Below are 25,300 nucleotides of genomic sequence, written 5' to 3' on the forward strand. Positions count from 1 at the left end.
TTTTCGCTGCACCTTTACTTCGTAATGCGGCGCTTGATTTTGTCGCTCGTCGGTTACGCACATCAGTACGCGCCCTCCTTACTCTTCAAGCCGCACCACATTACAAACCAAATGCTTTGCGGAAGTGCTTGTGAGGTTACCCCCTTAAGCGGACGCGCATGTTACGTTATCTGATGATATTGTCAAGACAATTTAGCGATAAAAAAACAAATAAATGTTACTGGCTTGATTGTTGCACAATTACTGATGTTATTTTGAACTGTTCCAATAATTTGACGTCACATACATCGTTATGTACGTGACCGACATTATACGTTCACTCTATCGTTAATACGCATTAATGTTTGTCATTTTTTTGTTAACGAAGTAGATTAGGACATTAACAATAAATTATGCCCATATATAAGTGTATTGGACGTATTCGCAAAACTATATAATACAGGTATTAAATTATGAAACCTTTCCGTAAAGCTTGTATCGCATGTTTGTTATTAGCTAGTGGCACAACGGCATGGGCAACTGATACAAATGTAACGGTTTTGGAAGAACCTAGCGAGAAATCTGTCAAATTTTTCAAAGCACAGGTAGAAAACAATCGCTCTCTTTCAAATGCAATTAATAGTTTATTGTCGCGTTATCCTGACAAAACAGCCGAGTTTGTTTCAATCGCACTATCGGCCTACCCCGAAGAATACAAAGAAATTATTTCAGCCAGCGTTTCTACTAACCCAATGTTTGTTGATGAAATAATAATGGTTGCTAATAAATACCAGGTAACCAAACCAGCAGAAATTGTTGAAATCGCGGTTAATGCAGAGCCAAGCTATGCTGAAGTTGCTACGAGAGCTGCTTGTAAATACTCCCCCGAATATTTTAATGAAATAGTACGCACTGCAGTTCATGCAGAACCAGATTCTGCCGACCAGATTGCACAAAAGCTCGTGAGGGCTTATCCAAGTAAGACAATGGAAATACTCGTCACCACAATTAAAGAAGTGCCATTCGTAGGGAAGTATGTGCTAGATGCACTTTTAGCAACCGTTGAAGAGGATTCAGAACAATCTGAAAATATGATTATTGTTTCGGTTGAACAATTAGCTGATTATCCGGATGCACTTGAGCGATTGGTGCAATTGGCGAATGAACACGATATTGATTCTGACAAAGTTATGCAAAGTGCGATTAAAGGCGGTACAGAAGAAAAAGATATTATTGCTTTAATCGAAAAGCACTATGAACTTAAAGAATAAAATTTTATCTTTCATCAGCTACAAAAAACCCGGGATTATCCCGGGTTTTTATGTCATTTAAGACTTACTCTTCAGTTGCTTCTTCCACTACTTCTTCAGCTTCTGCAACTGGACGGTCTACTAATTCAACGTAGGCCATAGGTGCATTGTCACCAGTGCGGAATCCACACTTAAGTATACGACTATAACCGCCTGGACGAGCGTCGTAACGCGGCCCAAGTTCGTTGAACAATTTACCTACTACTTCTTTATCACCTGTTCTTGCAAACGCAAGACGACGATTAGCTACGCTGTCTTGCTTAGCTAATGTGATAAGAGGCTCAATTACGCGACGTAGTTCTTTCGCTTTCGGCAACGTAGTTTTAATAACTTCGTGTTTAACCAATGAACTTGCCATGTTTTTGAACATAGCTTGTCTATGGCTGCTATTGCGATTTAACTGTCTACCACTCTTACGATGGCGCATAGCTCTTTCCTTCTTTATAAATCAGTTTATTTTAAAACCTGATTAATCTTTTTCAGCGATGCTTTCTGGTGGCCAGTTCTCAAGGCGCATGCCTAAAGATAAACCACGAGAAGCAAGTACATCTTTAATCTCAGTCAAAGACTTCTTACCAAGGTTTGGCGTCTTAAGAAGCTCAACTTCAGTACGCTGTACCAGGTCACCAATGTATTGGATAGCCTCTGCTTTCAAACAGTTTGCAGAACGAACCGTTAGTTCTAAATCGTCGACCGGACGAAGTAAAATAGGATCAAATTCTGGTTTTTCTTCTTTCTCTTCAGGTACAGAGATGTCACGTAGTTCTACAAATGCATCTAACTGCTGAGCGAGAATGGTAGCAGAGCGACGAATGGCTTCCTCCGGATCCAGTGTTCCGTTGGTTTCCATATCGATAATCAACTTATCCAAGTCAGTACGTTGCTCAACACGAGCAGACTCGACCGAGTAAGCGATGCGCTCTACAGGACTGAATGAAGCATCGACTAATAAACGACCAATTGGACGATCATCATCTTCAGAGGAACGACGAGCAGAAGCAGGTACATAACCACGACCCATTTCTACCTTAATGCGCATGCTTAATTCAGCGTCACCCGTTAAGGTACAAATTACATGATCAGGATTGATAATTTCAACGTCACCATCGTGTTGAATATCACCCGCTGTAACAGGTCCTACACCAGATTTAACAAGCGTAAGGGTTGCTTCGGTTTTACCTTCTAAGTGAACTGCCAGCCCTTTAAGGTTTAGCAAGATCTCTAGAACGTCTTCTTGCACGCCCTCTTTTGCTGTGTATTCATGTAGAACACCGTCTATTTCTACTTCAGTTACTGCACAACCAGGCATAGATGAGAGTAGAATACGACGCAAAGCGTTGCCTAAAGTGTGGCCAAAACCACGCTCTAAAGGCTCGAGTGTTACTTTTGCACGAGTAGGTGAAATGTTTTCAATTTCAACTAATCTTGGCTTTAGGAATTCGGTCACTGAACCCACAATGTATCCTCTTTAGTTAATTTTACTTAGAGTAAAGTTCGACAATCAGCTGTTCGTTAATGTCCGCAGACAAATCCGTTCTTTCTGGAACGCGCTTGAACGTGCCTTCCAATTTAGTGTTGTCAACTTCCAACCATGTTGGCTTCTCACGCTGATCCGCAAGTTCAAGAGCCGCCCCAATACGAGCTTGCTTTTTCGCTTTTTCACGCACAGCGACCACATCTTCAGCTTTCACGTTAAATGATGGAATGTTAACTACTTTACCGTTTACTAAGATAGCTTTGTGGCTCACAAGCTGACGTGCTTCTGCACGAGTGCTTGCAAAACCCATACGATAAACAACGTTGTCAAGACGTTGCTCAAGAAGTTGCAACAGGTTTTCACCTGTGTTGCCTTTTAAGCGTGCTGCTTCTTTGTAGTAGTTTCTAAATTGTTTCTCTAATACGCCATACATACGACGTACTTTTTGCTTTTCGCGCAATTGCACACCGTAATCAGACAAGCGACCACGACGGGCACCATGCTGACCAGGAGCAGTGTCTATTTTACACTTGCTGTCAATTGCTCTTACGCCGCTTTTCAGGAACAAGTCGGTTCCTTCACGACGACTTAGTTTGAGTTTTGGACCCAAATATCTAGCCATGATCTTTCTCCAACTGTTCGTCTAAACGCGACGTTTTTTCGGTGGACGACATCCATTGTGTGGAATAGGCGTCACATCGGTAATATTCGTGATTTTGTAACCCGTTGCATTTAACGCACGAATTGCAGATTCACGACCTGGACCTGGACCTTTAACAAACACTTCAATGTTTTTAAGTCCGTATTCTTGGGCAGCTACGCCTGCTCTTTCAGCAGCAACCTGTGCAGCAAAAGGTGTAGATTTACGTGAACCACGGAAACCAGAACCACCTGATGTAGCCCATGCCAATGCATTGCCCTGACGGTCAGTGATTGTCACGATGGTGTTGTTAAAAGAAGCATGGATATGTGCCATACCGTCTGCTACTTGACGTTTTGCGCGCTTGCGCGTGCTACGTACTGGTGCTTTAGCCATAGTTAATTCCCTCGCTTACTTTTTGATAGGTTTACGAGGACCTTTACGGGTACGCGCGTTTGTCTTAGTGCGCTGACCACGTAGAGGTAAGCTACGACGGTGGCGTATACCACGGAAGCAACCTAGGTCCATCAAACGTTTAATACTCATAGAAACTTCACGACGAAGATCACCTTCTACGGTGAACTTAGCGACTTCATCACGAAGTTTATCGATTGTTGTCTCATCCAAATCTTTGATTTTGGTAGACTCTGACACACCTGCATTTTCGCAAATCGCCTTTGCACGTGTTGCACCAATGCCAAAAATTGACTGTAGTGCAATCACCGTATGCTTGTGTTCAGGAATGTTAATGCCAGCGATACGGGCCATTAACAGCACTCCTCTTATTTATTGTTACCAGCCTAAAAAGCCCGTTAGGATACTTACCCGGTAACTAAATTGCAAATGTAGCCTTTAGTTGTTCGCGTTGAATATTACTAGACAACGCGACTAAAAAAGACCAGTTTTTGAGATTAGCCTTGCCTTTGCTTATGCTTAGGCTCAACACAAATCACTCTTACAACGCCGTTACGTTTAATGATTTTGCAGTTGCGGCAAATCTTTTTAACGGATGCACGAACTTTCATTACATCTCTCCGTAAATGACTAACGAAAGGACTAGCCTTTCAAGTTAGCTTTCTTAAGAACATCCCCGTACTGATGAGACATCAAATGGGTCTGTACCTGAGCCATGAAATCCATAATCACTACACAGATAATAAGTAGTGATGTGCCGCCAAAGTAAAACGGAACGTTAAACCAAAGCAATAGGAATTCAGGCACCAAACAAACAAAGGTAATATAGAGAGCACCAGCTAGGGTCAACCTTGTCATCACCTTATCAATATATCGTGATGTCTGCTCTCCGGGACGAATCCCAGGAACAAAAGCGCCAGATTTCTTCAAATTATCAGCCGTCTCGCGCGGATTAAAAACTAATGCTGTATAGAAAAAGCAAAAGAAAATAATCGTTGCTGCATAGAGCATTACATATAAAGGTTGCCCTGGAGATAGTGCAAGCGATACATCAGTCAAAAACGATAATGACTCGTTTTGACCAAACACACCTGACAAGGTTCCTGGGAACAAGATAATACTTGAAGCAAAAATTGGAGGAATAACACCCGCCATGTTTACCTTCAGAGGAAGGTGTGAACTTTGTGCTGCAAATACTTTTCTACCTTGCTGACGTTTCGCGTAATTCACAACAATACGACGCTGTGCACGCTCCACGAATACCACTAAATAGGTTAAGGCAATAATAATGGCACCAATGACGAACAAGAATAATAAATTAATATCACCTTGGCGCGCCTGCTCTGCAGTTTGCCCGATTGCGGTAGGAAGACCTGCCACAATGCCAGCAAAAATCAGAATCGAGATACCATTACCTATACCGCGCTCTGTAATTTGCTCACCTAACCACATTAAAAACATAGTCCCGGTGACCAAACTCACGATAGCTGTAAAATAAAAACCGATGCCAGGATTGAGCACTAGACCGGGAATCATTTGCGGAAGACCAGTAGCTATACCAATAGATTGGAATGTAGCAAGTACCAACGTAAGATAGCGAGTATATTGACTAATTTTACGCTGGCCTGACTGACCTTCTTTCTTTAATTCCTTAAATGGCTCATGCACTACTGACAACAGCTGCATTATAATTGAAGCTGTGATGTAAGGCATGATGCCTAATGCTAATACCGACGCACGCTCTAAAGCACCACCAGAGAACATATTGAACATGCCAACAATGGTTCCGGTTTGCTGCTCAAAAATTTGAGACAACACGTTTGCGTCGATACCAGGAATGGGCACATACGACCCAAGCCTAAACACAATAATTGCGCCAAGCACAAACAGCAATCGAGAACGTAGCTCGCTTAAACCGCCTCCACTTGAACCCTGTCCTGGTTTCGCCATTTAGGTTATTCCTCTACTTTACCGCCAGCAGCGTTAATCGCTTCAAGAGCGCCTTTAGTGACTTTCAAACCGCTGACTGTAACAGCGCGGTTGATTTCGCCAGACTTGATGACTTTAACTTGCTGCATTTCTTTTTTTACAAGACCAGCAGCTTTCAAAGTGTCAAGGCTCACAACGTCACCTTCGACTTTTGCGATTTCGCTTAAAGTAACTTGGTCAGTTACGAAAGATACACGCGACGTAAAACCAAATTTTGGTAAACGACGCTGAATCGGCATTTGTCCGCCTTCAAACCCTGGCTTAACACTGCCGCCTGAACGGCTTTTCTGACCTTTGTGGCCACGGCCACCAGTCTTACCTAAACCAGAGCCGATACCGCGACCCAAACGCTTACTTGAGTTCTTCGCTCCCGGTGCAGGAGCAATAGTATTTAATTTCATCTCTTACTCCTCCACTATCTCAACCATGTAATTTACACGGTTGACCATACCACGCACTGAAGGCGTATCTTCAAGTTCGCGAACATGACCGATCTTACGTAAACCCAAACCTACTAATGTAGCTTTGTGCTTAGGCAAACGACCGATCGAGCTTTTAGTCTGCTTTACTTTAATCGTCTTAGCCATGTTCGATTACCCCAATATGTCTTCAACTGGCAATCCACGTTTAGCAGCAACTTGCTCTGGAGAATTCATCTCGATAAGAGCGTTGATAGTTGCACGAACAACGTTGATTGGGTTAGTCGATCCGTAGCATTTAGAAAGAACGTTCTGTACACCTGCAACTTCTAAAACTGCACGCATTGCACCACCAGCGATGATACCCGTACCTTCAGAGGCAGGCTGCATGTAAACTTTAGAACCAGAGTGACGTCCTTTAATTGGATGCTGTAGAGTGTTTCCGTTAAGGTCAACAGTTACAAGGTTGCGACGTGCTTTTTCCATTGCTTTTTGAATAGCAGCCGGAACTTCACGAGCTTTACCGTAACCAAAACCTACACGGCCGTTGCCATCACCAACCACTGTTAAAGCAGTGAAACTAAAGATGCGACCACCTTTAACTACTTTAGAAACACGGTTTACAGCGATAAGCTTTTCTAACAGGTCACCCTGTTGTTGTACTTCTACTTTAGCCATAATTAACTCCTAGAACTGAAGACCGGCTTCACGCGCGGCATCAGCCAGTGCTTTCACACGACCGTGATATTTAAATCCACTTCTATCGAAGGCCACTTCTTTAACGCCTTTTTCGATAGCGCGCTCTGCGATCGCTTTACCCACTGCCTTAGCTGCTTCTGCGTTGCCTGTTGCTTTTAAAGAGCCTTTAAGGTCTTTCTCAACAGTAGAAGCTGATGCCAATACTTCAGAACCGCTAGGTGCGATTAACTGAGCATATATGTGGCGCGGGGTGCGGTTTACTACCAAGCGATGCGCACCTAACTCACTAATTTTCTTACGTGCACGAGTTGCGCGACGTAAGCGAGCTGATTTCTTATCCATCGTATCACCCACCTACTTTTTCTTAGCTTCTTTACGACGCACAGTTTCATCTGCGTAACGAACACCCTTACCTTTGTAAGGCTCTGGTGGACGATAGGCGCGGATGTTAGCTGCAACCTGACCTACAACTTGCTTATCGCTGCCTTTAACAACGATTTCAGTTTGAGTAGGTGTTTCTACAGTGATGCCTTGCGGCATTTCGTAGACGACAGGGTGTGAAAAGCCCAACGTAAGGTTAAGTTTGCTACCTTGTGCCTGAGCACGGTAACCAACACCATTAAGTTGAAGTTTTTTCTCAAAACCATCGGTTACACCGATTACCATGGCGCTTAGTAACGAGTTAGCAGTACCCGCTTGAGCCATTGCGTTCGCAACGCCTTCACGAGGAAGAGTTTTCAATTCATTCTCTTCTTTTACTACTTCAACTGCGTCATTAAACACACGAGTAAGGGTGCCGTTTTTACCTTTTATAGTCACTTCTTGACCAGAGATAGTTACTTCTACTCCGGATGCAAGGGCGACAGGTGATTTAGCTATACGTGACATCTCATTTCCTCCGTTATGCTACATAACCGATGATCTCACCACCCATACCTGCTTTACGCGCGGCACGGTCAGTCATCACACCTTTTGAGGTAGACACGATAGCAATCCCAAGTCCGCCAAGAACCTTTGGAAGCTCATCTTTTTTCTTATAGATGCGCAAACCAGGACGGCTGACTCTTTCGATTGTATCAATAACTTTTTTACCCTCGAAGTACTTCAATTTGACTTCCAGTACAGGTTTTGTACCTTCTTCAACATTAAAACCTTCAATGTAACCTTCAGCTTCTAATAATTTAGCGATTGCAACGCGTAATTTAGAAGAAGGCATCGCCACAGACACTTTAGCTGCCTGTTGACCGTTACGAATGCGGGTAAACATATCCGCGATAGGATCTTGCATGCTCATATCTGCTACTCCTTACCAGCTGGCTTTTTTAAGGCCAGGGACTTCACCGCGCATCGCCGCTTCACGAAGCTTGATACGAGAAAGACCAAATTTGCGTAGGAAACCATGTGGACGACCCGTAATGCGGCAGCGATTTTGCTTGCGCGATGGGCTTGAGTCACGTGGAAGTTGTTGTAGCTTTAGAACAGCGTCCCAACGCTCTTCTTCAGAAGCATTCACGTCAGAGATTATCTCTTTAAGCGCATGACGCTTCTCTGAATACTTCTTAACCAGCTTAGCACGCTTTACTTCGCGAGCTTTCATTGATTCTTTTGCCATAACCCTACACCTTATTTTCTAAACGGGAAGTTGAATGCACTTAACAATGCATGCGCTTCTTCGTTAGTTTCAGCACTGGTAGTGATAGTGATATCCATACCGCGTACTTTATCCACTTTATCGAAATCGATTTCAGGGAAGATAATTTGCTCACGCACACCCATGCTGTAGTTGCCTCGACCATCGAAAGATTTCGGGTTGAGACCACGGAAGTCACGGATACGAGGAATAGTGATTGAGATAAGTCTCTCAAGGAATTCCCACATACGCTCACCACGTAGGGTTACTTTGCAGCCAATCGGATAACCTTCACGGATTTTAAAGCCCGCTACTGATTTTCTAGCAACAGTAACAACTGGTTTTTGGCCTGCAATGGCAGCCATATCGGCCTGCGCATTTTCCAATACCTTTTTGTCAGCTACTGCTTCACCTAAACCCATGTTTAAGGTGATTTTTTCAATCCGAGGGACTTGCATGACGCTTTTGTACCCGAACTGCTTCGCAAGTTCAGCTACTACTGTTTCTTTATAGAAATCATGCAGTTTCGCCATCGTACTCTCCAATTAATTAAACCAAGTCGCCGTTTGATTTGAAGAAACGCACTTTTTTGCCTTCTTCAAAACGGAAACCGACGCGATCTGCTTTACCCGTTGCCGGATTAACAATCGCTACATTTGAAACGTGAATAGAAGCTTCTTTGTCGATAATACCGCCAGGCTCACCCGCTTGAGGATTGCCTTTCTGGTGTTTCTTAACAACATTGACACCTTCTACGAATACGCGGTCAGCATCAGAAACAACGCGTAATACTTTGCCTTGTTTACCTTTGTCTTTACCCGCTAATACGACTACTTCATCATCACGACGAATTTTTTTAGCCATTATCGTGACTCCTTATAGTACCTCTGGGGCCAGTGAAATTATCTTCATGAAGCTATCTCCACGAAGTTCACGAGTGACCGGGCCAAAGATACGCGTACCAATTGGTTGCTTGTTTGCATTAAGCAAAACAGCTGCGTTGTTATCGAAACGAATGGTAGAACCATCTGCACGACGAACGCCTTTCCTAGTACGCACCACCACTGCATTCAGTACGTCACCTTTTTTTACTTTGCCACGAGGAATTGCTTCCTTGACAGTAACTTTGATGATGTCACCGATATGTGCATAACGGCGATGCGAGCCACCAAGAACCTTAATACACTGAACCCTGCGAGCGCCGGAGTTGTCGGCAACATCCAGGTTAGTTTGCATTTGGATCATTAGTTAGTGCTCCGCTGTTAAATTAAGACTCATTTGAGTCGCTAAGCTGCTATTTATCCTCAAAAAATCGAGGGAAATAGACCATACCCCTACAAAAAGGGCGCGAAACTATAACAGAAAACATAGTCAACGTGTAGTTTAATTTGCATAAAATTTGTATTTATTTGCTGCTAGGGTGCATTGATTAAATTCGGGCAGGATTTAAGAGAGTATCTCTCAGAATGCAAGCACACACGCTTGCATGAAATCTGTTGAAAAAGAAACGAAAGCTTTAAAAACAAAGCTTCTGTTCAGTTTTTTAGCTGTCTTAGTTATTTTATGCTGTATTTGCATTCAATCACAAAAAGGAAATTTGACTATGCAACTATTAACTACTCACCACATAAAACATATTAGTGGAGCTGCGACTAGCATTGCGATTTCAGCGAAAACATTCGCAGATCACAGCACTGACTCACAGTTTAACAAATACACTGAGCGTTCAGTATTTGAACAACCGGTTATTCGCTTTTACACCGATGACACTATAAGCAACGTAAGCAACTTCGCGCTGTAGCTCTGCGCAAAAGCACAATTAGCCAACGTTGCTTATCTTAGCTGTCGAACAGCTTCAAATAAGCAAATACCGCTGGCAACAGAGACATTTAAGCTTGAAACGGAGCCTGCCATGGGTAATTTAACGAGCTCATCGCAGGTTTCACGCGTTAACCTTCGCATACCTTTGCCTTCAGCTCCCATCACAATTGCCAGTGACTTGGGTAATTTGCAATCATAAATTAACTGCTCTGCCTCCCCTGCTGTGCCTATCACCCAAACGCCTTTTTCCTGCATATGTTTAAGCGCCCGCGACAAGTTAGTGACTTGAATAAGCGGTACCGTTTCTGCTGCACCAGCAGCCACCTTTCGTACCACCGGTGTTACAGAAGCTGAATTGTCTTTAGGGACAACCAGCGCATGGGCTCCTGCCGCATCGGCGTTTCGTAAGCACGCGCCTAAATTATGCGGATCGGTTACCCCATCTAACACCAATATAAAAGGTGATTCTTCATTATTCAGTATTACATCCAAGTCATCATCATTGAGTGTTCGTGCTGCTTTGGCTCTCGCCATTACGCCCTGGTGTTGTTCGCCATTACTTTTATCATCCAGGGTCTTTTTATGCGTAAACTGCACGGATATTCCCTGCTTTCGCGCACTATTGACCAATTGGTTCATTCTATCGTCGCTTCGACCTTTTGCGACAAGAATCTCTAAAATACGCTGGGGCTCTTTTTCTAACACCGCTTGAACAGAATGAATGCCATAAAGCCAATCTTGTTGCGCCACTTAATACTCCTATCGTTTTGGTTTATTGCGCGATGATTTTGTTCGCTTTGAGGAGGGTCCCGCCTTTCGCTTACCAGCTCGACTCCTACTGGATTTGTTTGACTTGGCCTTTGTCGTTTCTTTGTCTTTTGCAGAAGACTGGTTTGCGCTTGCTACGTCTTTAGCGTCTGAATTCTTGCCTTTGCTGCTGCGCTTTTTCCCTGCTTTTAGCTTACGAGAAATTGCGGGTAAGCCATCTAAAACAAGATCAATCTTTCTCTCGTCTAGATTAACGGCCGCGACTTTCACTTTCAAAGGATCGCCCAAACGATAAGTAAGACCATAGCTTTCTCCCACTAAACATTGCTTAACTTCATCGTAATGATAATAGTCTGACGCCAGAGAAGTGATGTGGACCAATCCGTCAATATGGTAATCTGACAGACGAACAAACAGTCCAAAATTTGTTACCGAGGCAACAACGCCGTCAAAGACGTCTCCAACATGTTCTTGCATGAACTCACATTTTAGCCAGTCAGCGACATCTCGGGTGGCGTCATCTGCTCTTCTTTCTGTGGAAGAGCATTGCTCACCTAACTGACTGACTTCTTCTTCGGTATAATACTTTGCGCCTTTGCACAATTTATTACCGTTAAGCTTGTTGATAATGGCTTTTATAACGCGATGAACCACAAGGTCTGGGTAGCGACGTATGGGCGAGGTAAAATGTGCGTATGCATCGAGTGCCAATCCAAAATGACCAATATTATTGCCGTCATAAACCGCTTGTTTCATCGAACGTAAAAGCATGGTTTGAATCAATTCTTTATCCAAACGATGGGCCGTTTTATTAATCACTTTTGTAAAATCATGAGGTGTAGGCGTTTCATGAGCACCAAATTCAACACCTATCTCGCGCAAATAATTTCTAAACGTTAACAGTCGGTCTTCGTCAGGTTTATCATGCACTCGAAATAGCGCTTCGGCCTGATGCTTTTCAATAAACTTGGCGGCACACACATTCGCCATAATCATGCATTCTTCGATTATCTTATGAGCGTCATTTCGCACCAAAGGCACAATATCTTCAATTTTTCGCTGTGCGTTGAATACAAATTTTGTTTCTTGTGTTTCAAATTCAATTGCCCCTCGTCCCGCTCTGGCTTTTTTCAACGCGCCAAACAGTTCATAAAGCGCATGTAAATCCCCAACTCGATCTCGATATCGCTTGATGAGCTTTTCATCGCCCTGCAGAATACTCCACACCTTATTATAGGTAAGGCGCGCGTGTGAGCGCATCATTGCTTCATAAAACTGATAACTTTCCAGTTTTCCCTGCGCATCGATTGTCATTTCGCAGACCATGCACAATCTGTCTACTTCCGGATTTAAAGAACACAATCCGTTAGAAAGCACCTCGGGTAACATCGGAATCACTTTTTCTGGAAAATACACTGAGTTTCCGCGTTTAAGAGCTTCTGTATCCAAGGCGGTTCCCGGGCGAACGTATGAACTGACATCTGCAATTGCTACCCACAGCTGCCAGCCACCTGTTTCAATCGCCTGACAATAAACAGCATCATCAAAATCTCTGGCATCTTCTCCATCTATTGTCACCAAAGGTAAGAGTCGTAAATCTATACGGCCTTTTTTTGCATCCTCTGGTACTTCTTCATCTAAATTCTCAACCGATTTCAGCACGCCTTGCGGCCATTGATGAGGTATATCAAAATTGCGCAGAGCGGTTTCAATTTCCATACCAGGCGCCATATGCTCGCCAAGCACTTCAACAATTTTACCAATCGCCGATAAATTGCGCCGAGGACGCTGTACAATTTCAACAACTACCACATTGCCTTGCTTCGCGCCCTGATCATCTTCTTGTGGAATGATAATTTCATGGTTAATACGGTTATCATCTGGAATGACCATGCCTACGCCGTGCTCGGTATAAAAGCGTCCGACCAAAGGCTCCTTTCGAGGCTCGACTACCCGATTGACTCTAAATTCTGTTCGCCCTCTGCGATCTTGTCCGGCAAGTGTACCTTCAACAACATCGTCATGTATTAAGGTATTCATTTGATGAATGGGTATGAAGTAGTCTTTTTCAGTTAAAGAGTGCTTCAAAAAGCCAAAACCATCTCTGTGACCAATCACTCTCCCTTTTACTAGCTCGGCTTGTTTTTGCACTTCATATTTTTTATTGCGGTTAAAAGCAATTTGTCCCTCTCGCTCCATTGCCCGGAGCCGACGCTGAATGCCGATTCGACTCTCTTCATCTTCAGCGTTAACGATATGGCAAATATCCAAAAAGGACAGGGGATGTCCTTTCTCTTTTAATATACTTAACAGATATTCTCGACTGGCGACGGGATTATCATATTTTTCTTGTTCACGCGCAAAATGCGGGTCTTTACTCATTCAATAATTTCAGTTTGTTTTGTTAATTCAGGCTCTAGTATAGCATTAGTTGTGGTGTCAATAATGGATTTATCAATCCCCTGTGATCTGGACTATCAATTAATCACTGGCACATCAATTCAGCCACTGACGCTTTGTTGAAAAATGCGAGCTCAAAAAAGCCATTTGATCACTTAAAATTTTGCGGTTCATAAGGAAAAAGCGCTCATATATATTCGGCACAAAGGGTACTGCCAGTAATTTCATATTTGCTTCTTCAGGTGTACGAGCGCCTTTTGCATGATTACAACGCTTACATGCTGTAGCAGAATTCATCCAGCCATTTTTGCCCCCTCTTGAGCGCGGAATGATATGGTCCCGAGTCAGTTGATGGGTTGAAAATACATCACCGCAATATAGGCAGGTGTTATTGTCTCTTCTAAACAAATAGCGGTTGCTTAACGAAATTTTTCCCATGTCTTGAGTGATTTTACCCTCACAGGCAATTATTGTGCTTAATTCGAGCTTACTTTGCTCACCAAGCCTATTCCAGCCGCCTCTCAGAATAAGTTTATCTTCACCCAATTCGAATAACACTTTCTCCTGCACGTAGCATTTCGCAGCTTCTTCTTTACTTATCCATGTCTGCGGCATCCCTGATTTATTCAGACGTAATATCAACATGAGCGCACCCTTTTATTGTTTTAATATCAATTGAAAAACATGTCTTATCTAAACTTGTTTTGAGCAAGATAAATAAGTTTAGCTGATTGATATTTAACCAATATGACAGTGTTTTAGTGATGCGATCAAGCTTTTTTGTGATTTAAGCCAGATTAAAAAGATGCTTGTTGGAATTCAGTGTACGCACACAGTTACAGACCCTATGAAAACGGGCTAATGATAGACACGCTCTAATCTAAAAGCGGACGTCGAGCGCTTCTTACGGCTCGAGGATGCATCAAATACTCGAGCTCGCGCATATAAACCGCTATCTTTTGGTGCATAGAATCGTCACTGGTAACAGCGTTATAGAGCCAATGATACAAATCTTCAAAATCATATGGACTTCCATAGCCGTCTATAAAGAGTTCAGCCAATTGAATTTGCGCGTTTAAATTTCCCAGCGCAGATGCTTCGCGCAAATATAAAACTGCGCGCTTTTTATCTTCCTGCACCAATATACCCTTAGCATGGTAGCGACCCAATTGCTCGAGGGCTGCGGCTAAACCTTGATTAGCGGCTTCTCGCATGTAAAAAATCCCTTGTACAGGGTCTTCATCAACACAAACGCCCCAGGCCAACATGTCTCCCCATAAAAACTGGTAAGCAGGCACTCGCATAATGTCAGCGCGGGCTTCAATGTCTTGAACCAACTGGCAACGATCTTCAACTACGCGATTTAAATGCGAATTTTGATTGATCATTTTTATTAATTCATCTTGAGAATAAAGCTGTACTGCCTCTAGTTGTTTGGAATAAGCAGGGCTAAGCAATATTAGGCTGCTAAACACCATTAGTATGCTCAATAAGCTACTTGCAACACGGAAACATTTATTCATCGAATTCTAACCTGGGTTACCATGACTAATAGGATGTATTCGATTTATCGGCCAGCCAGTGAAATAATTGAGCGAAAAGACAAAGAGGCTCTAATCGCATATGGAAGTTTTGCTGTAGTATATTACTGTAAACATCAATGACTAGGGTCTGTTGATTTTTGCTTTGTAGAATCGACTCACTCAAGTGGAGCTGGATTACTTGCGCTATAACTCAAATTTGGACATTCATGAAGTATAAAGATTTAAGAGATTTTATTGAGCAACTAGAGAATCAAGGCGAGCTCAAACGCGTATCAATGCCAATTGACACTGACCTTGAAATGACCGAAATCGCAGATCGAACTCTTAGAGCGGGCGGTCCTGCAATTTTATTTGAAAATCCGAAAGGCAGTAATATACCAGTGCTTGCGAACCTATTTGGAACACCACAGCGCGTTGCGATGGGAATGGGTCAGGAATCAGTAGAGGCCTTGCGTGAAGTTGGCAAGCTCTTGGCGTTTTTAAAAGAGCCCGAGCCCCCAAAAGGTCTTAAAGACTTGATGAGTAAGATACCCGTTTTCAAGCAGGTATTGAATATGCCAGCAAAAGAGGTAAGAAAAGCGCCATGCCAGGAAATTGTACTCACTGGTGAAGAGGTTGATTTGTCAATGTTACCCGTTCAGCGTTGCTGGCCAGGAGATGCCGCGCCGCTCATTACGTGGGGGCTCACGGTAACCCGAGGACCGCATAAGAAGCGTCAGAATCTGGGAATTTATCGACAGCAGGTGTTAGGAAAGAACAAGTTGATCATGCGCTGGTTATCCCATCGTGGGGGTGCTCTGGATTTTAAAGAGTGGTGTCAGACACATCCCAATGAGCCCTATCCGGTGTCAGTGGCGCTTGGTGCCGACCCAGCTACAATCCTTGGCGCAGTTACACCTGTACCTGATACCTTATCTGAGTACGCGTTTGCAGGCTTACTACGCGGGGATAAAACCGAAGTCGTAAAGTGCTTATCGAATGATTTGCAAGTGCCAGCAAGTGCTGAAATAGTGTTGGAAGGTTACATCGCACAAGATGAGGTAGCAGACGAGGGACCTTATGGCGACCACACAGGTTATTATAATGAAGTAGACAGCTTTCCCGTGTTTACCGTCACCCATATCACCCATCGAAAAAATCCGATTTATCACAGCACATATACTGGCCGCCCACCTGATGAGCCTGCAATACTTGGTGTTGCACTCAACGAGGTCTTTGTACCAATTTTACAGAAACAGTTTCCTGAAATCGTTGACTTTTATTTACCCCCTGAAGGCTGCTCATACCGCATGGCTATTGTGACAATGAAAAAACAATACCCGGGGCATGCTAAACGCGTGATGATGGGAGTATGGTCATTCTTACGTCAATTTATGTATACCAAATTCGTGATAGTATGTGACGATGACGTTAATGCAAGAGACTGGAACGATGTGATATGGGCAATAACAACACGCATGGATCCAGCTCGAGATACCACTATGATTGAAAATACCCCAATTGACTATTTAGACTTTGCTTCTCCAGTTTCTGGACTTGGTTCTAAGATGGGCTTAGACGCAACCAATAAATTGCTGGGCGAAACTGATAGGGAATGGGGTACACCCATTGTAATGGATGAGAGCGTAAAACAAAAAATAGATGATATTTGGGACGAATTGGGACTATTAAAAAAACAGTAAAACCCCCATATAAGGTCGTCACTTAACAATATACAACACACCTAGGAAAGGCATGACACTGACTAAAGCTGAATTGGTAAGTAAAGAATCACTTACCCCATATGTTTTTAAAGTAATTCTTAAACCCGAAAAAGAAATTGAATTTAAAGCCGGCCAATATTTGCAAGTAGTGATGGGTGAAAACGATAAGCGCCCCTTCTCAATCGCTAATATACCATCTCAAAATGAGCTATTGGAATTGCATATTGGTGCAACACCTGAAAACCCTTACGCATTTGAAGTCATGCAACGACTTGAAAATGAAAAGTGTTTGGAAGTGGAAGTAGCTCTTGGTAATGCGTATCGTCAAGATAACGAGCTTGAGGCTATTTTGATTGCGGGCGGAACGGGTTATTCTTACACAAAATCCATTCTTCTTGACATGTTATACCAAGAGCCTACCCGAAAAGTTACCCTCTTTTGGGGAGGGAAATCAATTCACGACTTATATGAGGCTGATGCATTACAAACTCTCGCTAATCAACATGCGAATTTCACTTTTGTACCGGTAGTTGAAAGCGAAAGCGATGATTACCAAGGAAGTATTGGCATTGTACATCGTATAGCTATGGAACACATAGACGATTTTACAAATAAGCAGGTGTATGTCGCAGGGCGTTTTGAAATGGCAAAAGTGGTAAAAGAAGACTTGCTCCCCTTGGGCCTTGCACCTGAAAATTTAATTGGAGATGCATTCGCTTTTGTTTAATAGCAGTAGTGAAGACGGCTTTGAAAGCCCTTACGGTTTTCCAAATGCCGCCCGCGCATTTGGCGAATACTCGCAAGACACTAATCTTTTTCACTGGATGCAACGTTTTAAGTGGGTGTGCAAAAACTGAATGCACAAAATCGGAGTTCGGCTTGGCAATGCTTGGTAGCAACACGATAGGTGCGTAACTTACGCACAAAAAACAAATGATGTATGAGGTTGTGAATGAAAAAAAGCGTAAGTAATTTGAGCAGTCGCTTAAATGGTACCAGTGGTATTCAAGGTGTTAGAAAAAGCCTTGTTTGCTTGATCTTATTTATCTTAAGTGTTGTTTTTCCAAGTCAGGCCTTGTCTGAGAATGTTCGTTTAGTTGGAAATAAAGTAGAGACCTTTATTAATGACAGAGGGCAAGCTTCCCGACTCACTGATCTTGTATCTGCTGCGCTTGGAGAAATGCCTCATACCATTACCGCCACAACACAAGCTTGGTCGGGCTCTGGATTACGCAACGGCCAATTTGATGGTTATATCGATCATTATTCGCTAAATCAGCCAAAACAAAACTATGTGTATTCAGAGCCATACGTACAAGTTCAGTTGCATGTTGCGTCCACTTATGCAGACGCAAAAGAGATTTCTCGCCTCGATCAGCTTTATCGCGAACGGGTTGGATTAGAGACTCGTTTTGCCAATACAGATTTAGTTCGTTCTGAGCGCTCCGTTAATTGGGCTCGTACGCAAGATTTTTTCGGGAACATCGAACAACTTGCCGAACAGCGCGTTGATTACATAATGGCTGACAAGATAATGCTTGAGGAAATGAATAAGCTCTTGATTTCAATCGACCAAGAGCCGCTGTATATTTCTGAACAAGCCATTTATATCGTTGATATAAGCTTAGGTATGCGCTCTGCATTTGCTGAAGCAAACTCAGTCATTAAGGCATTTAATGAAGGTATCAATAAGCTTAAAACTGATAACGAATTTAATGAAATCTATATACCAGATGCAAGCGCAGAGAGCACCTTGGACGATGCGCTTTACCAGGGAATATTAAAGCGCTGGTAGTCTGGTTCAGCGTTTTTTTTCAAATAAGAAATTTATTGCTGACAATGTCGGTCTAGTTACTGAAAGTATCAAAGGTCTACCGAATGTCATTTATAAATAAAGCACTTTTAGTATTCGCGATAGCTACGCTTATATTCTTTGGCAACCGCGCTTTTCAATCTTATCTCGGTAATCAGGCGCAATCTCAACTTGCGTTTGAAATTTACGATTTAAAAAACGGATTGGAGCGTGCCGCTGAAACACAAAAACCGATTATTGCAGATTATTCAGCTTTCTGGTGTCCAAGTTGCCGAAAACTCGACGAGCAAGTATTTGCAAATGACAAGGTCGCTGATTTAATCAAACAACATTTTATTTTCGTGAGTATCGACCACGATTCTCAAACCGGTCATAACTTCGCAAAGCAACATGAGTTGGTCGGGTTTCCAAGAGTGTTAATTTTGTCGCACGAGTCGCAAAAAATCACCGAATTACCGCTGAGCTTTGACCCAGATCAGTATTATCGCAACTTGCAACGCGTTTTACTGGCGCAGTCTGAATAAACAACCTAGCATAATATCACAGCATGATTACGCTATGCTGGTAAACCTCGAGAGACCTTTGCTCATGACCGTGCCCTCATGAATGTCATTGGTCTCTTTTTTTATCTGATCCAATTAAAAAAACGCTTGAAGCCCTGTTTGCGCTCTTCCTAAAATCAAGCCATGAATGTCGTAAGTTCCTTCATAGGTGTTGACCGTTTCCAGGTTAATCATATGTCGGATAATGTGGTATTCATCACTGATGCCGTTACCACCATGCATATCACGGGCTTTTCGAGCAATATCAAGCGCCTTGCCGCAATTATTGCGCTTTATCAGAGATATCATCGCAGGATCCATTCGCCCCTCATCAATCAGGCGCCCCACTCGTAAGGAACCTTGCAAGCCCAAACTAATTTCGGTTTGCATATCTGCGAGCTTGGTTTGAAACAACTGCGTCTGTGCAAGCGGACGATTGAATTGCTTCCTATCAAGACCATACTGCCTCGCCTGATGCCAGCAAAATTCTGCTGCTCCCATCACCCCCCAAGATATGCCGTACCTGGCCATATTTAAACAACTAAAAGGGCCTTTCAGTCCACTTACATTCGGCAACATTTGTGAATCGGGCACCTCAATGTCTTGCATGACAATCTCACCGGTAATTGATGCTTTTAGTGACTGCTTAGTTGTTATTTCAGGCGTAGCTAAACCTTTATAATTTCGCTCAAGAATAAAGCCTCGGATTTCACCGCTTTGTTCGCCCGCATTGGCCAGTTTTGCCCACACCACAAATACATCCGCAATCGGTGAATTAGTGATCCACATTTTAGTGCCATTTAAACGATAACCGGTCGCGGTTTTAGTCGCAGTACTTTTCATCGCAGCCGGATCTGAGCCGGCATCAGGCTCAGTTAGACCAAAACAACCTATTAATTCTCCACTCGCCAGTTTAGGTAAATACCTCGACTTTTGCTCTTCACTTCCAAATTGATGAATGGGATGCATAACCAAGGAGGATTGCACACTCATTGCGCTACGGTAGCCACTGTCAACACGTTCAATTTCTCGGGCAATTAAACCATAAGCAACATAGCTTACCCCCGAACAACCGTAATCATTTAATGTGGCTCCAAGCAGGCCAGCTTCACCCATTTTGCGCATAATTCCGACATCAAAATGCCCTTCTCTGTTCGCCTTAAGAATCCCCGGCATCAGCTCAGTTTGGGCAAAATCTCGCGCACTTTTCGCAATCAGTCTTTCGTCTTCATCTAATTGATCGTTTAATAGAAAAATATCCTGCCAATGACTTAACATAGAAATCCTGCATACTAGAAAATGAATGGAAGGCGATAATAAAGAATCACCTTGAAGTTGTCATGCAAGCGGCTTGATTTAGCTCAACAAGACACTACGTTGAGGTTAATAAACTTTACGATTGACTCACAGCATATAAATAAGCGCCATATTGAGCAGAAGTATCAGCCCTCAAAATCTTTGTGTCTAACTCCCGAGATAAAAAAGGCATAACTGAAGACGCTAAGCCCCCCTCTAAAAATAAAGGCAAGTCTTGACCATGAATCGATATGAGGCTTGAAAAGTAAGCCATCGCGGTATCGATGATTCGCCGTGCACTGGCACTTTTGTCATATTGTTCGAATGCAATAAAAGCCAGCTTGGCAAATTCTGTTGATGTAGCTTTACCGTAGGTTTGAATAATCGCACTTACATCAGCTTCCACCTGGTTGTGCAGATATTCAGTGATCACTTTATGCAGAAACTGATCTTGCTCAATACCGTCAACAGAGTGTAAGTACCAGGTAAGGAGCTCTTTTCCAATCCACGCGCCGCTGCCTGTATCACCTAATAGAAATCCATGGCCGCCATACGTGCTAAGGCTGTTACTTTTCAGTTTTGCCAGACAGCTGCCAGTCCCCACAACAAGCAAAATACAGTCTTTCCCAGCATTTGCGGCTAAGCAGGAGCCATGCACATCTGAAATCAAGAAAGCGCCCGCAAAAGGGTGATCCCACCTTGAAAACGCATCTTGTGCTTGTTGAATCGACGCCCCTGCGCAAGCTGCGCTGAGCAAACAGTCTGACAACTTGATATTTAAATTATTGGCAATGTCAATAGCCGCCGCAATAATAGACTGACTCGCGAGCGAAAAATCGTTAAATACATTGGCAGGACCCGCTACCGAACTTGCTAACGCTCGCCCCTCAAGGTCGAAAAGCGTTGCGGCACATTTACTGCCCCCACCGTCTACTCCAAGTATAAATTTATGCACTTATCTCAATCTTCCATTGACATTAAAGCGTAAACACGCATTAATAAATTATTCCAAGTTTTACATAAAAAGAAGAATAATGATAATACCAACGCGCAAAACATGGAAGCATGAGGGGTTTGTGTTTAGTAAACAAAATGCTTGCAACACTTTTTTTATCATTGCTATTTTTTTATTAAGTGGCTGTCATTACCAAAGCAAGCATTCCGCAGTGGGATTAGTTAATGCAGCCGAAATTTCTCAAGATACAGACTCAGAAACAAACACTCAAAATCTGGTGCTTGAGACGCTTCAACCACAGCAGGAGTTTTATAAAATGACGATGAATAGCGCGCCATTCCTGCCTAAAAATCAAAAATCGCGACAGATTGCTTGTGATATTCAATCGCAAGCAGAGGGTTATTTAAGTGCTCAAGAAGTCAATTACGCTCAGAAAGGCTGGGAGCAGCGAATTAGCCATGACCCCGTGTATTTTAGCCTTCCAAGGCAGGCAGGACGGATTTTACTGATTGATTTTGCTCAAAAACAGCATGTTAATAAAGAAGATGAGCAAGCGGTAGATTCCGAACTTGCGTATCGCTACTTAAGTAATGACAACACGCATCATGACTTGTATGAGCCATGGAGCTCATCGAAAATCTTTGCTTTTAGCGCTGCCATCGCATCACTTAGAGAGCAAAACCTTGGTGCTCAGGCTACGATTGGAGATACATATGTAGCCGATATGATAACCGGAATTAATAGCTATGAAGATTTTGGAACATCCTCAGGAGAATCCAATGCCTTGGCGACTTTTTTTGCCAATATCGCCGGTAGGGATTATTTAAGCTCCCTTTTTTATGATGAGTGGCTGAATTTGTCGCAAGAGGGCATATTTTTTAGAGGGGCATACGGACCTGTTGCCTTTGTGCCAAGTTCCTATGTTTGGAAAGACTTAAATTCTGAGAAATCGATTGAAATCCAGCCGTACTTAGACGCTGCTCAAGATCCAGGTTACCTTGCTTATCGTTGCGATAATTGTGGGCTGACTGGAAATAAACCCATGACGACATTGGCGCAGGCTGAATGGTTAAAACGATTAGCCGCTCATGACAGAGAGACTGCTACTCGCCATCCAAATTTAACCAGTGATGACATTTCGACACTGTTTTACGGTACAGGGCATTCTTACGATGACGACCGCTTTGCCGGTATGACCTTAGGTATTTCTACAATGCTCCAGCATGCTATTGTAAATGCGATTACTAAAAAAGATGTATCAGACCCAAAAAGAGTGCTTGATGAACTTACCAACGGTGAATGGCGAGTCTTTCAAAAAATTGGCTGGGGGCCGAGTGAGACCCGCTCAACGACCGAAAATGTAGTTCTCGCCCATGTTTGTTTGCCGCATTTTCAAGGAGGGCGTGAATTTACGGTGGCAGCTCAGGTTTCGGTGCCGGAAGCAAAAGAAGAAAACCTGCCTTTGGCAGGCAAAAAAATGCAGGCTTTGTTGCAAATGAGTTTGGCGGAATACTTTCATGAGCCCAAGCAATAATTAGATGAAAGGTAAGCGAAATCAGCAAGGATATATAGGGTGAAAGGTTAATGAGTTCTGCGCTTATAAGCGATATTCAATTGTTTAAATACAAAGTTCCGCTGCATACGCCTTTTAAAACGGCAGTGAGGGAAGTTAGCGATATCTGCGACATCATCGTGCAAATCACAAGTAGTGATGGTTTGTGCGCATACGGGTCTGCTCCCTCAACTCCGCTAATTACCGGCGATGATCATCAAAGTATTGAACGCGCGATTACCAATAAACTTAAAGGCATGCTTGTCAATCAAGCGCTTTCACAAATAGATTCGTTAATTGAAGAAATTGCCGACCTCGACACATCATATGCCCCCTCATCCACCACTGAAATATCGGTGGGGAGCAACACAAAGGCAGCAATAGACATTGCGCTTCACGACCTTAAGGCAAGACGCGACAAACTGCCGCTTTATCGTTTGTTGTCACCTCCTAGCCTGCTGAGTTTAAACAACTTATCTAGTGAGGCACCTATCTTGAAAACTGATTACACCATAAGTGTAAATTCAGTGGATACTATGTGCAAAGATATAGATAAAGCGCTAAAGCGCGGCTATACCTGCCTAAAAATAAAAATAGGAAATACGCCAAGCGAGGATCTCGCTCGCATACGGGCAATATACGCCCATATACAAGCCCGATATAAAAATGACAAAGAAGGAACACCCATTAACTTGCGCCTGGATGTGAATCAAGGATGGGACGCAAAAACAACCATCAATATTATGCAAATTCTGGAGTCAGAGGGAATAGCGTTTGAGCTAATTGAACAACCGGTAAAAGCGAATGACACGGAAGGTTTGAGGTTAATTAAAGCCAATATCAATACGCCTGTAATGGCAGATGAAAGCGCCTTTTCGCTAACACAAGTCGAAGCGCTGATCCAGCAGAATGTTGTGGATATTATTAACATTAAATTAATGAAAACAGGTGGTATTTATCAAGCAAGCGCGATTGCACAATATTGTCGGGAACATAACATTCCTTGCATGATGGGCTGCATGCTTGAAGGAAGCATTGGCGTTGCAGCCGCCGCTCACTTTGCCTATGCAAATCGGGATGTAGTAAGTCTTATTGATTTAGATGGACCTACTCTTGGGCAATTTGACCCAGTGATAGGCGCAACGGAATTTGATAATGCGAACATCACTCTCAATACCACTTACGGGCTAGGGATAACTAAAGAACACCTATTTGCGCCATGGACGAACAAATGAGCCGACAAACAAAAGCGATTATTGATTTACAGGCACTTAAGCGCAATTTAAACAGGCTCAAAGCGCTTGCGCCTGCAAGCAAAACCCTGGCGGTGGTTAAAGCAAACGCTTACGGAAATGGAGTACAAAAGGTAAGCGAAACCATTCAAAGTGACGTTGATATGTTCGCCGTTGCTATCTCAGAAGAAGCCGTTGCGCTGAGGCAAGGTGGCATTGAAAAGCCTATTCTTGTATTGCAGGGGCCACATCAAGCTTCAGAAATAAGTGACTATCGAGCCTTGCACTTTACCTGGATGATTCACAATACCACTCAGCTCGATTGGGTAGAAAAAGCATTTGAAAAAGATGCACGGGTTGCAAACCAGCTTTGGTTTAAATTTGATTCGGGCATGCATAGGCTTGGATTCGCTTTGAACGAGTTTTCAACACTTCGAGCAAAGCATCCGCATTTTTTTAACAAACATACCGTTGTTGCTACGCACCTCGCCTGTGCAGACGAGCCTGATAAGCCGAATACCAGTATTCAGTTAGCACGATTTTTCGATACTGTAGGCTCAAGCGGCCTGTCGCTTTCCATTGCGAATAGCGCTGCCCATATCGCAAATGTAAACGCTCGGCAAAGCTACAATCGAATTGGTATCGCGATGTATGGAAGTTCTCCGTTTGAAGACCCTAATCCGTCTGCTCAGCCTACGCTTGACCTGTCGCCCGTGATGCATCTTTATGCATCTATTATTGCGCTTCGCAAGATTCCAAAAGGCGATAGCGTTGGATATGGGGCAAGCTGGCAAGCCAAGCGAGATACTATTATCGCCACAGTCGCAATAGGCTATGCAGACGGTTATCCGCGCCATGCCCCGAGTGGCACTCCCGCCTTTTATAAAAATCAACGTATCGAATTAGTGGGTCGCGTGTCTATGGACATGGTCACCTTCGATGTCACAGATGTTCCCGATGCCGCGCTTTATGATGAGGTGGAGCTTTGGGGAGCCAATGTTGGCATCAATGAGGTGGCCGCCAAGGTAGGGACGATTGGTTATGAGCTTATGACGCGCGTCTCACCACGTGTACCCAGGCAATATCAATAGAGAGGCGACGTCACAAAATGCAATCT

General features: G+C 43.3%; 32 protein-coding genes. 9 read left to right on the forward strand and 23 right to left on the reverse strand.

Features of this window, described 5'->3' with window-relative positions; all coding sequences use genetic code 11:
- Nucleotides 1–452: 452 nt before the first annotated feature.
- Nucleotides 453–1,250 (forward strand): hypothetical protein, encoded by a 798-nt coding sequence (locus tag D6V41_RS16610; RefSeq protein WP_136252677.1) that lies wholly within the window; start codon nucleotides 453–455, stop codon nucleotides 1,248–1,250.
- A 64-nt stretch (nucleotides 1,251–1,314) separates the two neighbouring features.
- Here the strand turns inward: D6V41_RS16610 and rplQ are convergent, their stop codons facing one another.
- The 17 genes from rplQ to rplN form a co-directional block, all read right to left on the reverse strand.
- The gene (gene rplQ / locus D6V41_RS16615) at nucleotides 1,315–1,716 is read right to left on the reverse strand and encodes a 50S ribosomal protein L17 (protein ID WP_136252678.1); all 402 of its coding nucleotides are present in this window, start codon (nucleotides 1,714–1,716) and stop codon (nucleotides 1,315–1,317) included.
- Between the two features lie 42 nt (nucleotides 1,717–1,758).
- Nucleotides 1,759–2,748: a DNA-directed RNA polymerase subunit alpha gene (locus D6V41_RS16620; protein WP_136252679.1), complete on the reverse strand. Its 990-nt coding sequence runs from the start codon at nucleotides 2,746–2,748 to the stop codon at nucleotides 1,759–1,761.
- Between the two features lie 19 nt (nucleotides 2,749–2,767).
- Nucleotides 2,768–3,388 carry a 30S ribosomal protein S4 gene (gene rpsD / locus D6V41_RS16625; protein WP_136252680.1) on the reverse strand — a complete coding sequence of 207 codons (621 nt, stop codon included), beginning with the start codon at nucleotides 3,386–3,388 and terminating at the stop codon, nucleotides 2,768–2,770.
- 21 nt (nucleotides 3,389–3,409) lie between these two features.
- Entirely contained in the window at nucleotides 3,410–3,802 is a 393-nt protein-coding gene (gene rpsK / locus D6V41_RS16630; protein ID WP_136252681.1) for a 30S ribosomal protein S11, read from the reverse strand.
- Nucleotides 3,803–3,817: 15 nt separating this feature from the next.
- On the reverse strand, nucleotides 3,818–4,174 hold the full coding sequence (gene rpsM / locus D6V41_RS16635; RefSeq protein WP_136252682.1) for a 30S ribosomal protein S13: 357 nt from the start codon (nucleotides 4,172–4,174) through the stop codon (nucleotides 3,818–3,820).
- A gap of 143 nt (nucleotides 4,175–4,317) precedes the next feature.
- The gene (gene rpmJ, locus D6V41_RS16640; protein ID WP_075607266.1) at nucleotides 4,318–4,431 is read right to left on the reverse strand and encodes a 50S ribosomal protein L36; all 114 of its coding nucleotides are present in this window, start codon (nucleotides 4,429–4,431) and stop codon (nucleotides 4,318–4,320) included.
- 31 nt (nucleotides 4,432–4,462) lie between these two features.
- Nucleotides 4,463–5,770: a preprotein translocase subunit SecY gene (gene secY, locus D6V41_RS16645; RefSeq protein WP_136252683.1), complete on the reverse strand. Its 1,308-nt coding sequence runs from the start codon at nucleotides 5,768–5,770 to the stop codon at nucleotides 4,463–4,465.
- A 5-nt stretch (nucleotides 5,771–5,775) separates the two neighbouring features.
- Nucleotides 5,776–6,210, reverse strand: a complete 435-nt coding sequence (rplO, locus tag D6V41_RS16650) for a 50S ribosomal protein L15 (protein WP_136252684.1) — start codon at nucleotides 6,208–6,210, stop codon at nucleotides 5,776–5,778.
- A gap of 3 nt (nucleotides 6,211–6,213) precedes the next feature.
- The gene (rpmD, locus tag D6V41_RS16655) at nucleotides 6,214–6,396 is read right to left on the reverse strand and encodes a 50S ribosomal protein L30 (protein WP_136252685.1); all 183 of its coding nucleotides are present in this window, start codon (nucleotides 6,394–6,396) and stop codon (nucleotides 6,214–6,216) included.
- 6 nt (nucleotides 6,397–6,402) lie between these two features.
- Nucleotides 6,403–6,906 (reverse strand): 30S ribosomal protein S5, encoded by a 504-nt coding sequence (gene rpsE / locus D6V41_RS16660; protein ID WP_136252686.1) that lies wholly within the window; start codon nucleotides 6,904–6,906, stop codon nucleotides 6,403–6,405.
- 9 nt (nucleotides 6,907–6,915) lie between these two features.
- Nucleotides 6,916–7,269 (reverse strand): 50S ribosomal protein L18, encoded by a 354-nt coding sequence (gene rplR / locus D6V41_RS16665; protein WP_136252687.1) that lies wholly within the window; start codon nucleotides 7,267–7,269, stop codon nucleotides 6,916–6,918.
- A gap of 12 nt (nucleotides 7,270–7,281) precedes the next feature.
- Nucleotides 7,282–7,815: a 50S ribosomal protein L6 gene (gene rplF / locus D6V41_RS16670; RefSeq protein WP_136252688.1), complete on the reverse strand. Its 534-nt coding sequence runs from the start codon at nucleotides 7,813–7,815 to the stop codon at nucleotides 7,282–7,284.
- Between the two features lie 13 nt (nucleotides 7,816–7,828).
- Nucleotides 7,829–8,221 carry a 30S ribosomal protein S8 gene (gene rpsH, locus D6V41_RS16675; RefSeq protein ID WP_136252689.1) on the reverse strand — a complete coding sequence of 131 codons (393 nt, stop codon included), beginning with the start codon at nucleotides 8,219–8,221 and terminating at the stop codon, nucleotides 7,829–7,831.
- A gap of 12 nt (nucleotides 8,222–8,233) precedes the next feature.
- Nucleotides 8,234–8,539: a 30S ribosomal protein S14 gene (gene rpsN / locus D6V41_RS16680; RefSeq protein ID WP_136252690.1), complete on the reverse strand. Its 306-nt coding sequence runs from the start codon at nucleotides 8,537–8,539 to the stop codon at nucleotides 8,234–8,236.
- A gap of 11 nt (nucleotides 8,540–8,550) precedes the next feature.
- The gene (rplE, locus tag D6V41_RS16685; protein ID WP_136252691.1) at nucleotides 8,551–9,090 is read right to left on the reverse strand and encodes a 50S ribosomal protein L5; all 540 of its coding nucleotides are present in this window, start codon (nucleotides 9,088–9,090) and stop codon (nucleotides 8,551–8,553) included.
- A gap of 16 nt (nucleotides 9,091–9,106) precedes the next feature.
- The gene (rplX, locus tag D6V41_RS16690; RefSeq protein WP_136252692.1) at nucleotides 9,107–9,421 is read right to left on the reverse strand and encodes a 50S ribosomal protein L24; all 315 of its coding nucleotides are present in this window, start codon (nucleotides 9,419–9,421) and stop codon (nucleotides 9,107–9,109) included.
- A gap of 12 nt (nucleotides 9,422–9,433) precedes the next feature.
- Complete coding sequence (gene rplN, locus D6V41_RS16695) at nucleotides 9,434–9,802, reverse strand: 50S ribosomal protein L14 (protein ID WP_008846203.1); 369 nt, start codon at nucleotides 9,800–9,802, stop codon at nucleotides 9,434–9,436.
- Nucleotides 9,803–10,160: 358 nt separating this feature from the next.
- On the opposite strand from rplN, the gene D6V41_RS16700 reads away from it, so the two are divergent.
- Complete coding sequence (locus D6V41_RS16700; protein WP_136252693.1) at nucleotides 10,161–10,358, forward strand: hypothetical protein; 198 nt, start codon at nucleotides 10,161–10,163, stop codon at nucleotides 10,356–10,358.
- 32 nt (nucleotides 10,359–10,390) lie between these two features.
- Here D6V41_RS16700 and rlmB read toward each other — a convergent pair whose 3' ends face one another.
- From rlmB to D6V41_RS16720, 4 genes are all read right to left on the reverse strand, one after another.
- Nucleotides 10,391–11,128 carry a 23S rRNA (guanosine(2251)-2'-O)-methyltransferase RlmB gene (rlmB, locus tag D6V41_RS16705; RefSeq protein WP_136252694.1) on the reverse strand — a complete coding sequence of 246 codons (738 nt, stop codon included), beginning with the start codon at nucleotides 11,126–11,128 and terminating at the stop codon, nucleotides 10,391–10,393.
- 9 nt (nucleotides 11,129–11,137) lie between these two features.
- Nucleotides 11,138–13,528 carry a ribonuclease R gene (gene rnr, locus D6V41_RS16710; protein WP_136252695.1) on the reverse strand — a complete coding sequence of 797 codons (2,391 nt, stop codon included), beginning with the start codon at nucleotides 13,526–13,528 and terminating at the stop codon, nucleotides 11,138–11,140.
- A gap of 114 nt (nucleotides 13,529–13,642) precedes the next feature.
- Nucleotides 13,643–14,191 carry an HNH endonuclease gene (locus D6V41_RS16715; protein ID WP_136252696.1) on the reverse strand — a complete coding sequence of 183 codons (549 nt, stop codon included), beginning with the start codon at nucleotides 14,189–14,191 and terminating at the stop codon, nucleotides 13,643–13,645.
- Nucleotides 14,192–14,421: 230 nt separating this feature from the next.
- Nucleotides 14,422–15,024: a tetratricopeptide repeat protein gene (locus D6V41_RS16720; protein WP_136252747.1), complete on the reverse strand. Its 603-nt coding sequence runs from the start codon at nucleotides 15,022–15,024 to the stop codon at nucleotides 14,422–14,424.
- Nucleotides 15,025–15,296: 272 nt separating this feature from the next.
- Between D6V41_RS16720 and ubiD the strand changes: the two genes are divergently transcribed.
- The 4 genes from ubiD to D6V41_RS16740 all read left to right on the forward strand — a co-directional run bounded on the left by ubiD (nucleotide 15,297) and on the right by D6V41_RS16740 (nucleotide 19,130).
- Nucleotides 15,297–16,772, forward strand: coding sequence for a 4-hydroxy-3-polyprenylbenzoate decarboxylase (gene ubiD, locus D6V41_RS16725; protein ID WP_136252697.1), 1,476 nt, complete (start codon nucleotides 15,297–15,299; stop codon nucleotides 16,770–16,772).
- Between the two features lie 52 nt (nucleotides 16,773–16,824).
- Complete coding sequence (gene fre / locus D6V41_RS16730; RefSeq protein WP_136252698.1) at nucleotides 16,825–17,520, forward strand: NAD(P)H-flavin reductase; 696 nt, start codon at nucleotides 16,825–16,827, stop codon at nucleotides 17,518–17,520.
- A 225-nt stretch (nucleotides 17,521–17,745) separates the two neighbouring features.
- Nucleotides 17,746–18,588 (forward strand): substrate-binding periplasmic protein, encoded by an 843-nt coding sequence (locus D6V41_RS16735; RefSeq protein ID WP_136252699.1) that lies wholly within the window; start codon nucleotides 17,746–17,748, stop codon nucleotides 18,586–18,588.
- Nucleotides 18,589–18,671: 83 nt separating this feature from the next.
- On the forward strand, nucleotides 18,672–19,130 hold the full coding sequence (locus D6V41_RS16740) for a thioredoxin family protein (protein ID WP_136252700.1): 459 nt from the start codon (nucleotides 18,672–18,674) through the stop codon (nucleotides 19,128–19,130).
- 114 nt (nucleotides 19,131–19,244) lie between these two features.
- Here D6V41_RS16740 and D6V41_RS16745 read toward each other — a convergent pair whose 3' ends face one another.
- Nucleotides 19,245–20,426 carry an acyl-CoA dehydrogenase gene (locus D6V41_RS16745; RefSeq protein ID WP_136252701.1) on the reverse strand — a complete coding sequence of 394 codons (1,182 nt, stop codon included), beginning with the start codon at nucleotides 20,424–20,426 and terminating at the stop codon, nucleotides 19,245–19,247.
- Nucleotides 20,427–20,541: 115 nt separating this feature from the next.
- Nucleotides 20,542–21,399: a glucosamine kinase nucleotide-binding domain-containing protein gene (locus tag D6V41_RS16750; protein WP_136252702.1), complete on the reverse strand. Its 858-nt coding sequence runs from the start codon at nucleotides 21,397–21,399 to the stop codon at nucleotides 20,542–20,544.
- Nucleotides 21,400–21,478: 79 nt separating this feature from the next.
- On the opposite strand from D6V41_RS16750, the gene D6V41_RS18410 reads away from it, so the two are divergent.
- From D6V41_RS18410 to alr, 3 genes are read left to right on the forward strand one after another with little or no spacing between them, the layout of a single operon-like run.
- Entirely contained in the window at nucleotides 21,479–22,933 is a 1,455-nt protein-coding gene (locus D6V41_RS18410) for a hypothetical protein (protein ID WP_241664583.1), read from the forward strand.
- Nucleotides 22,934–22,983: 50 nt separating this feature from the next.
- A complete protein-coding gene (locus D6V41_RS16760) occupies nucleotides 22,984–24,186 on the forward strand; it encodes a dipeptide epimerase (RefSeq protein ID WP_136252703.1) in 1,203 nt (400 codons plus the stop codon).
- Entirely contained in the window at nucleotides 24,183–25,274 is a 1,092-nt protein-coding gene (alr, locus tag D6V41_RS16765; protein ID WP_136252704.1) for an alanine racemase, read from the forward strand. Before D6V41_RS16760 ends, alr begins: the two co-directional genes overlap by 4 nt.
- The last annotated feature ends 26 nt before the right edge of the window (nucleotides 25,275–25,300 follow it).

Source organism: Ningiella ruwaisensis, assembly GCF_004798935.1.
GTDB lineage: Bacteria > Pseudomonadota > Gammaproteobacteria > Enterobacterales > Alteromonadaceae > Glaciecola > Glaciecola ruwaisensis.

Coding starts and splice junctions, on each gene's coding strand:
- D6V41_RS16610 (WP_136252677.1), top strand. CDS start 453: ATGAAACCTTTCCGTAAAGCTTGTATCGCATGTTTGTTATTAGCTAGT.
- rplQ (WP_136252678.1), bottom strand. CDS start 1,716: ATGCGCCATCGTAAGAGTGGTAGACAGTTAAATCGCAATAGCAGCCAT.
- rpsD (WP_136252680.1), bottom strand. CDS start 3,388: ATGGCTAGATATTTGGGTCCAAAACTCAAACTAAGTCGTCGTGAAGGA.
- rpsK (WP_136252681.1), bottom strand. CDS start 3,802: ATGGCTAAAGCACCAGTACGTAGCACGCGCAAGCGCGCAAAACGTCAA.
- rpsM (WP_136252682.1), bottom strand. CDS start 4,174: ATGGCCCGTATCGCTGGCATTAACATTCCTGAACACAAGCATACGGTG.
- rpmJ (WP_075607266.1), bottom strand. CDS start 4,431: ATGAAAGTTCGTGCATCCGTTAAAAAGATTTGCCGCAACTGCAAAATC.
- secY (WP_136252683.1), bottom strand. CDS start 5,770: ATGGCGAAACCAGGACAGGGTTCAAGTGGAGGCGGTTTAAGCGAGCTA.
- rplO (WP_136252684.1), bottom strand. CDS start 6,210: ATGAAATTAAATACTATTGCTCCTGCACCGGGAGCGAAGAACTCAAGT.
- rpmD (WP_136252685.1), bottom strand. CDS start 6,396: ATGGCTAAGACGATTAAAGTAAAGCAGACTAAAAGCTCGATCGGTCGT.
- rpsE (WP_136252686.1), bottom strand. CDS start 6,906: ATGGCTAAAGTAGAAGTACAACAACAGGGTGACCTGTTAGAAAAGCTT.
- rplR (WP_136252687.1), bottom strand. CDS start 7,269: ATGGATAAGAAATCAGCTCGCTTACGTCGCGCAACTCGTGCACGTAAG.
- rplF (WP_136252688.1), bottom strand. CDS start 7,815: ATGTCACGTATAGCTAAATCACCTGTCGCCCTTGCATCCGGAGTAGAA.
- rpsH (WP_136252689.1), bottom strand. CDS start 8,221: ATGAGCATGCAAGATCCTATCGCGGATATGTTTACCCGCATTCGTAAC.
- rpsN (WP_136252690.1), bottom strand. CDS start 8,539: ATGGCAAAAGAATCAATGAAAGCTCGCGAAGTAAAGCGTGCTAAGCTG.
- rplE (WP_136252691.1), bottom strand. CDS start 9,090: ATGGCGAAACTGCATGATTTCTATAAAGAAACAGTAGTAGCTGAACTT.
- rplX (WP_136252692.1), bottom strand. CDS start 9,421: ATGGCTAAAAAAATTCGTCGTGATGATGAAGTAGTCGTATTAGCGGGT.
- rplN (WP_008846203.1), bottom strand. CDS start 9,802: ATGATCCAAATGCAAACTAACCTGGATGTTGCCGACAACTCCGGCGCT.
- D6V41_RS16700 (WP_136252693.1), top strand. CDS start 10,161: ATGCAACTATTAACTACTCACCACATAAAACATATTAGTGGAGCTGCG.
- rnr (WP_136252695.1), bottom strand. CDS start 13,528: ATGAGTAAAGACCCGCATTTTGCGCGTGAACAAGAAAAATATGATAAT.
- D6V41_RS16715 (WP_136252696.1), bottom strand. CDS start 14,191: ATGTTGATATTACGTCTGAATAAATCAGGGATGCCGCAGACATGGATA.
- D6V41_RS16720 (WP_136252747.1), bottom strand. CDS start 15,024: ATGGTGTTTAGCAGCCTAATATTGCTTAGCCCTGCTTATTCCAAACAA.
- ubiD (WP_136252697.1), top strand. CDS start 15,297: ATGAAGTATAAAGATTTAAGAGATTTTATTGAGCAACTAGAGAATCAA.
- fre (WP_136252698.1), top strand. CDS start 16,825: ATGACACTGACTAAAGCTGAATTGGTAAGTAAAGAATCACTTACCCCA.
- D6V41_RS16735 (WP_136252699.1), top strand. CDS start 17,746: ATGAAAAAAAGCGTAAGTAATTTGAGCAGTCGCTTAAATGGTACCAGT.
- D6V41_RS16740 (WP_136252700.1), top strand. CDS start 18,672: ATGTCATTTATAAATAAAGCACTTTTAGTATTCGCGATAGCTACGCTT.
- D6V41_RS16745 (WP_136252701.1), bottom strand. CDS start 20,426: ATGTTAAGTCATTGGCAGGATATTTTTCTATTAAACGATCAATTAGAT.
- D6V41_RS18410 (WP_241664583.1), top strand. CDS start 21,479: ATGATAATACCAACGCGCAAAACATGGAAGCATGAGGGGTTTGTGTTT.
- D6V41_RS16760 (WP_136252703.1), top strand. CDS start 22,984: ATGAGTTCTGCGCTTATAAGCGATATTCAATTGTTTAAATACAAAGTT.
- alr (WP_136252704.1), top strand. CDS start 24,183: ATGAGCCGACAAACAAAAGCGATTATTGATTTACAGGCACTTAAGCGC.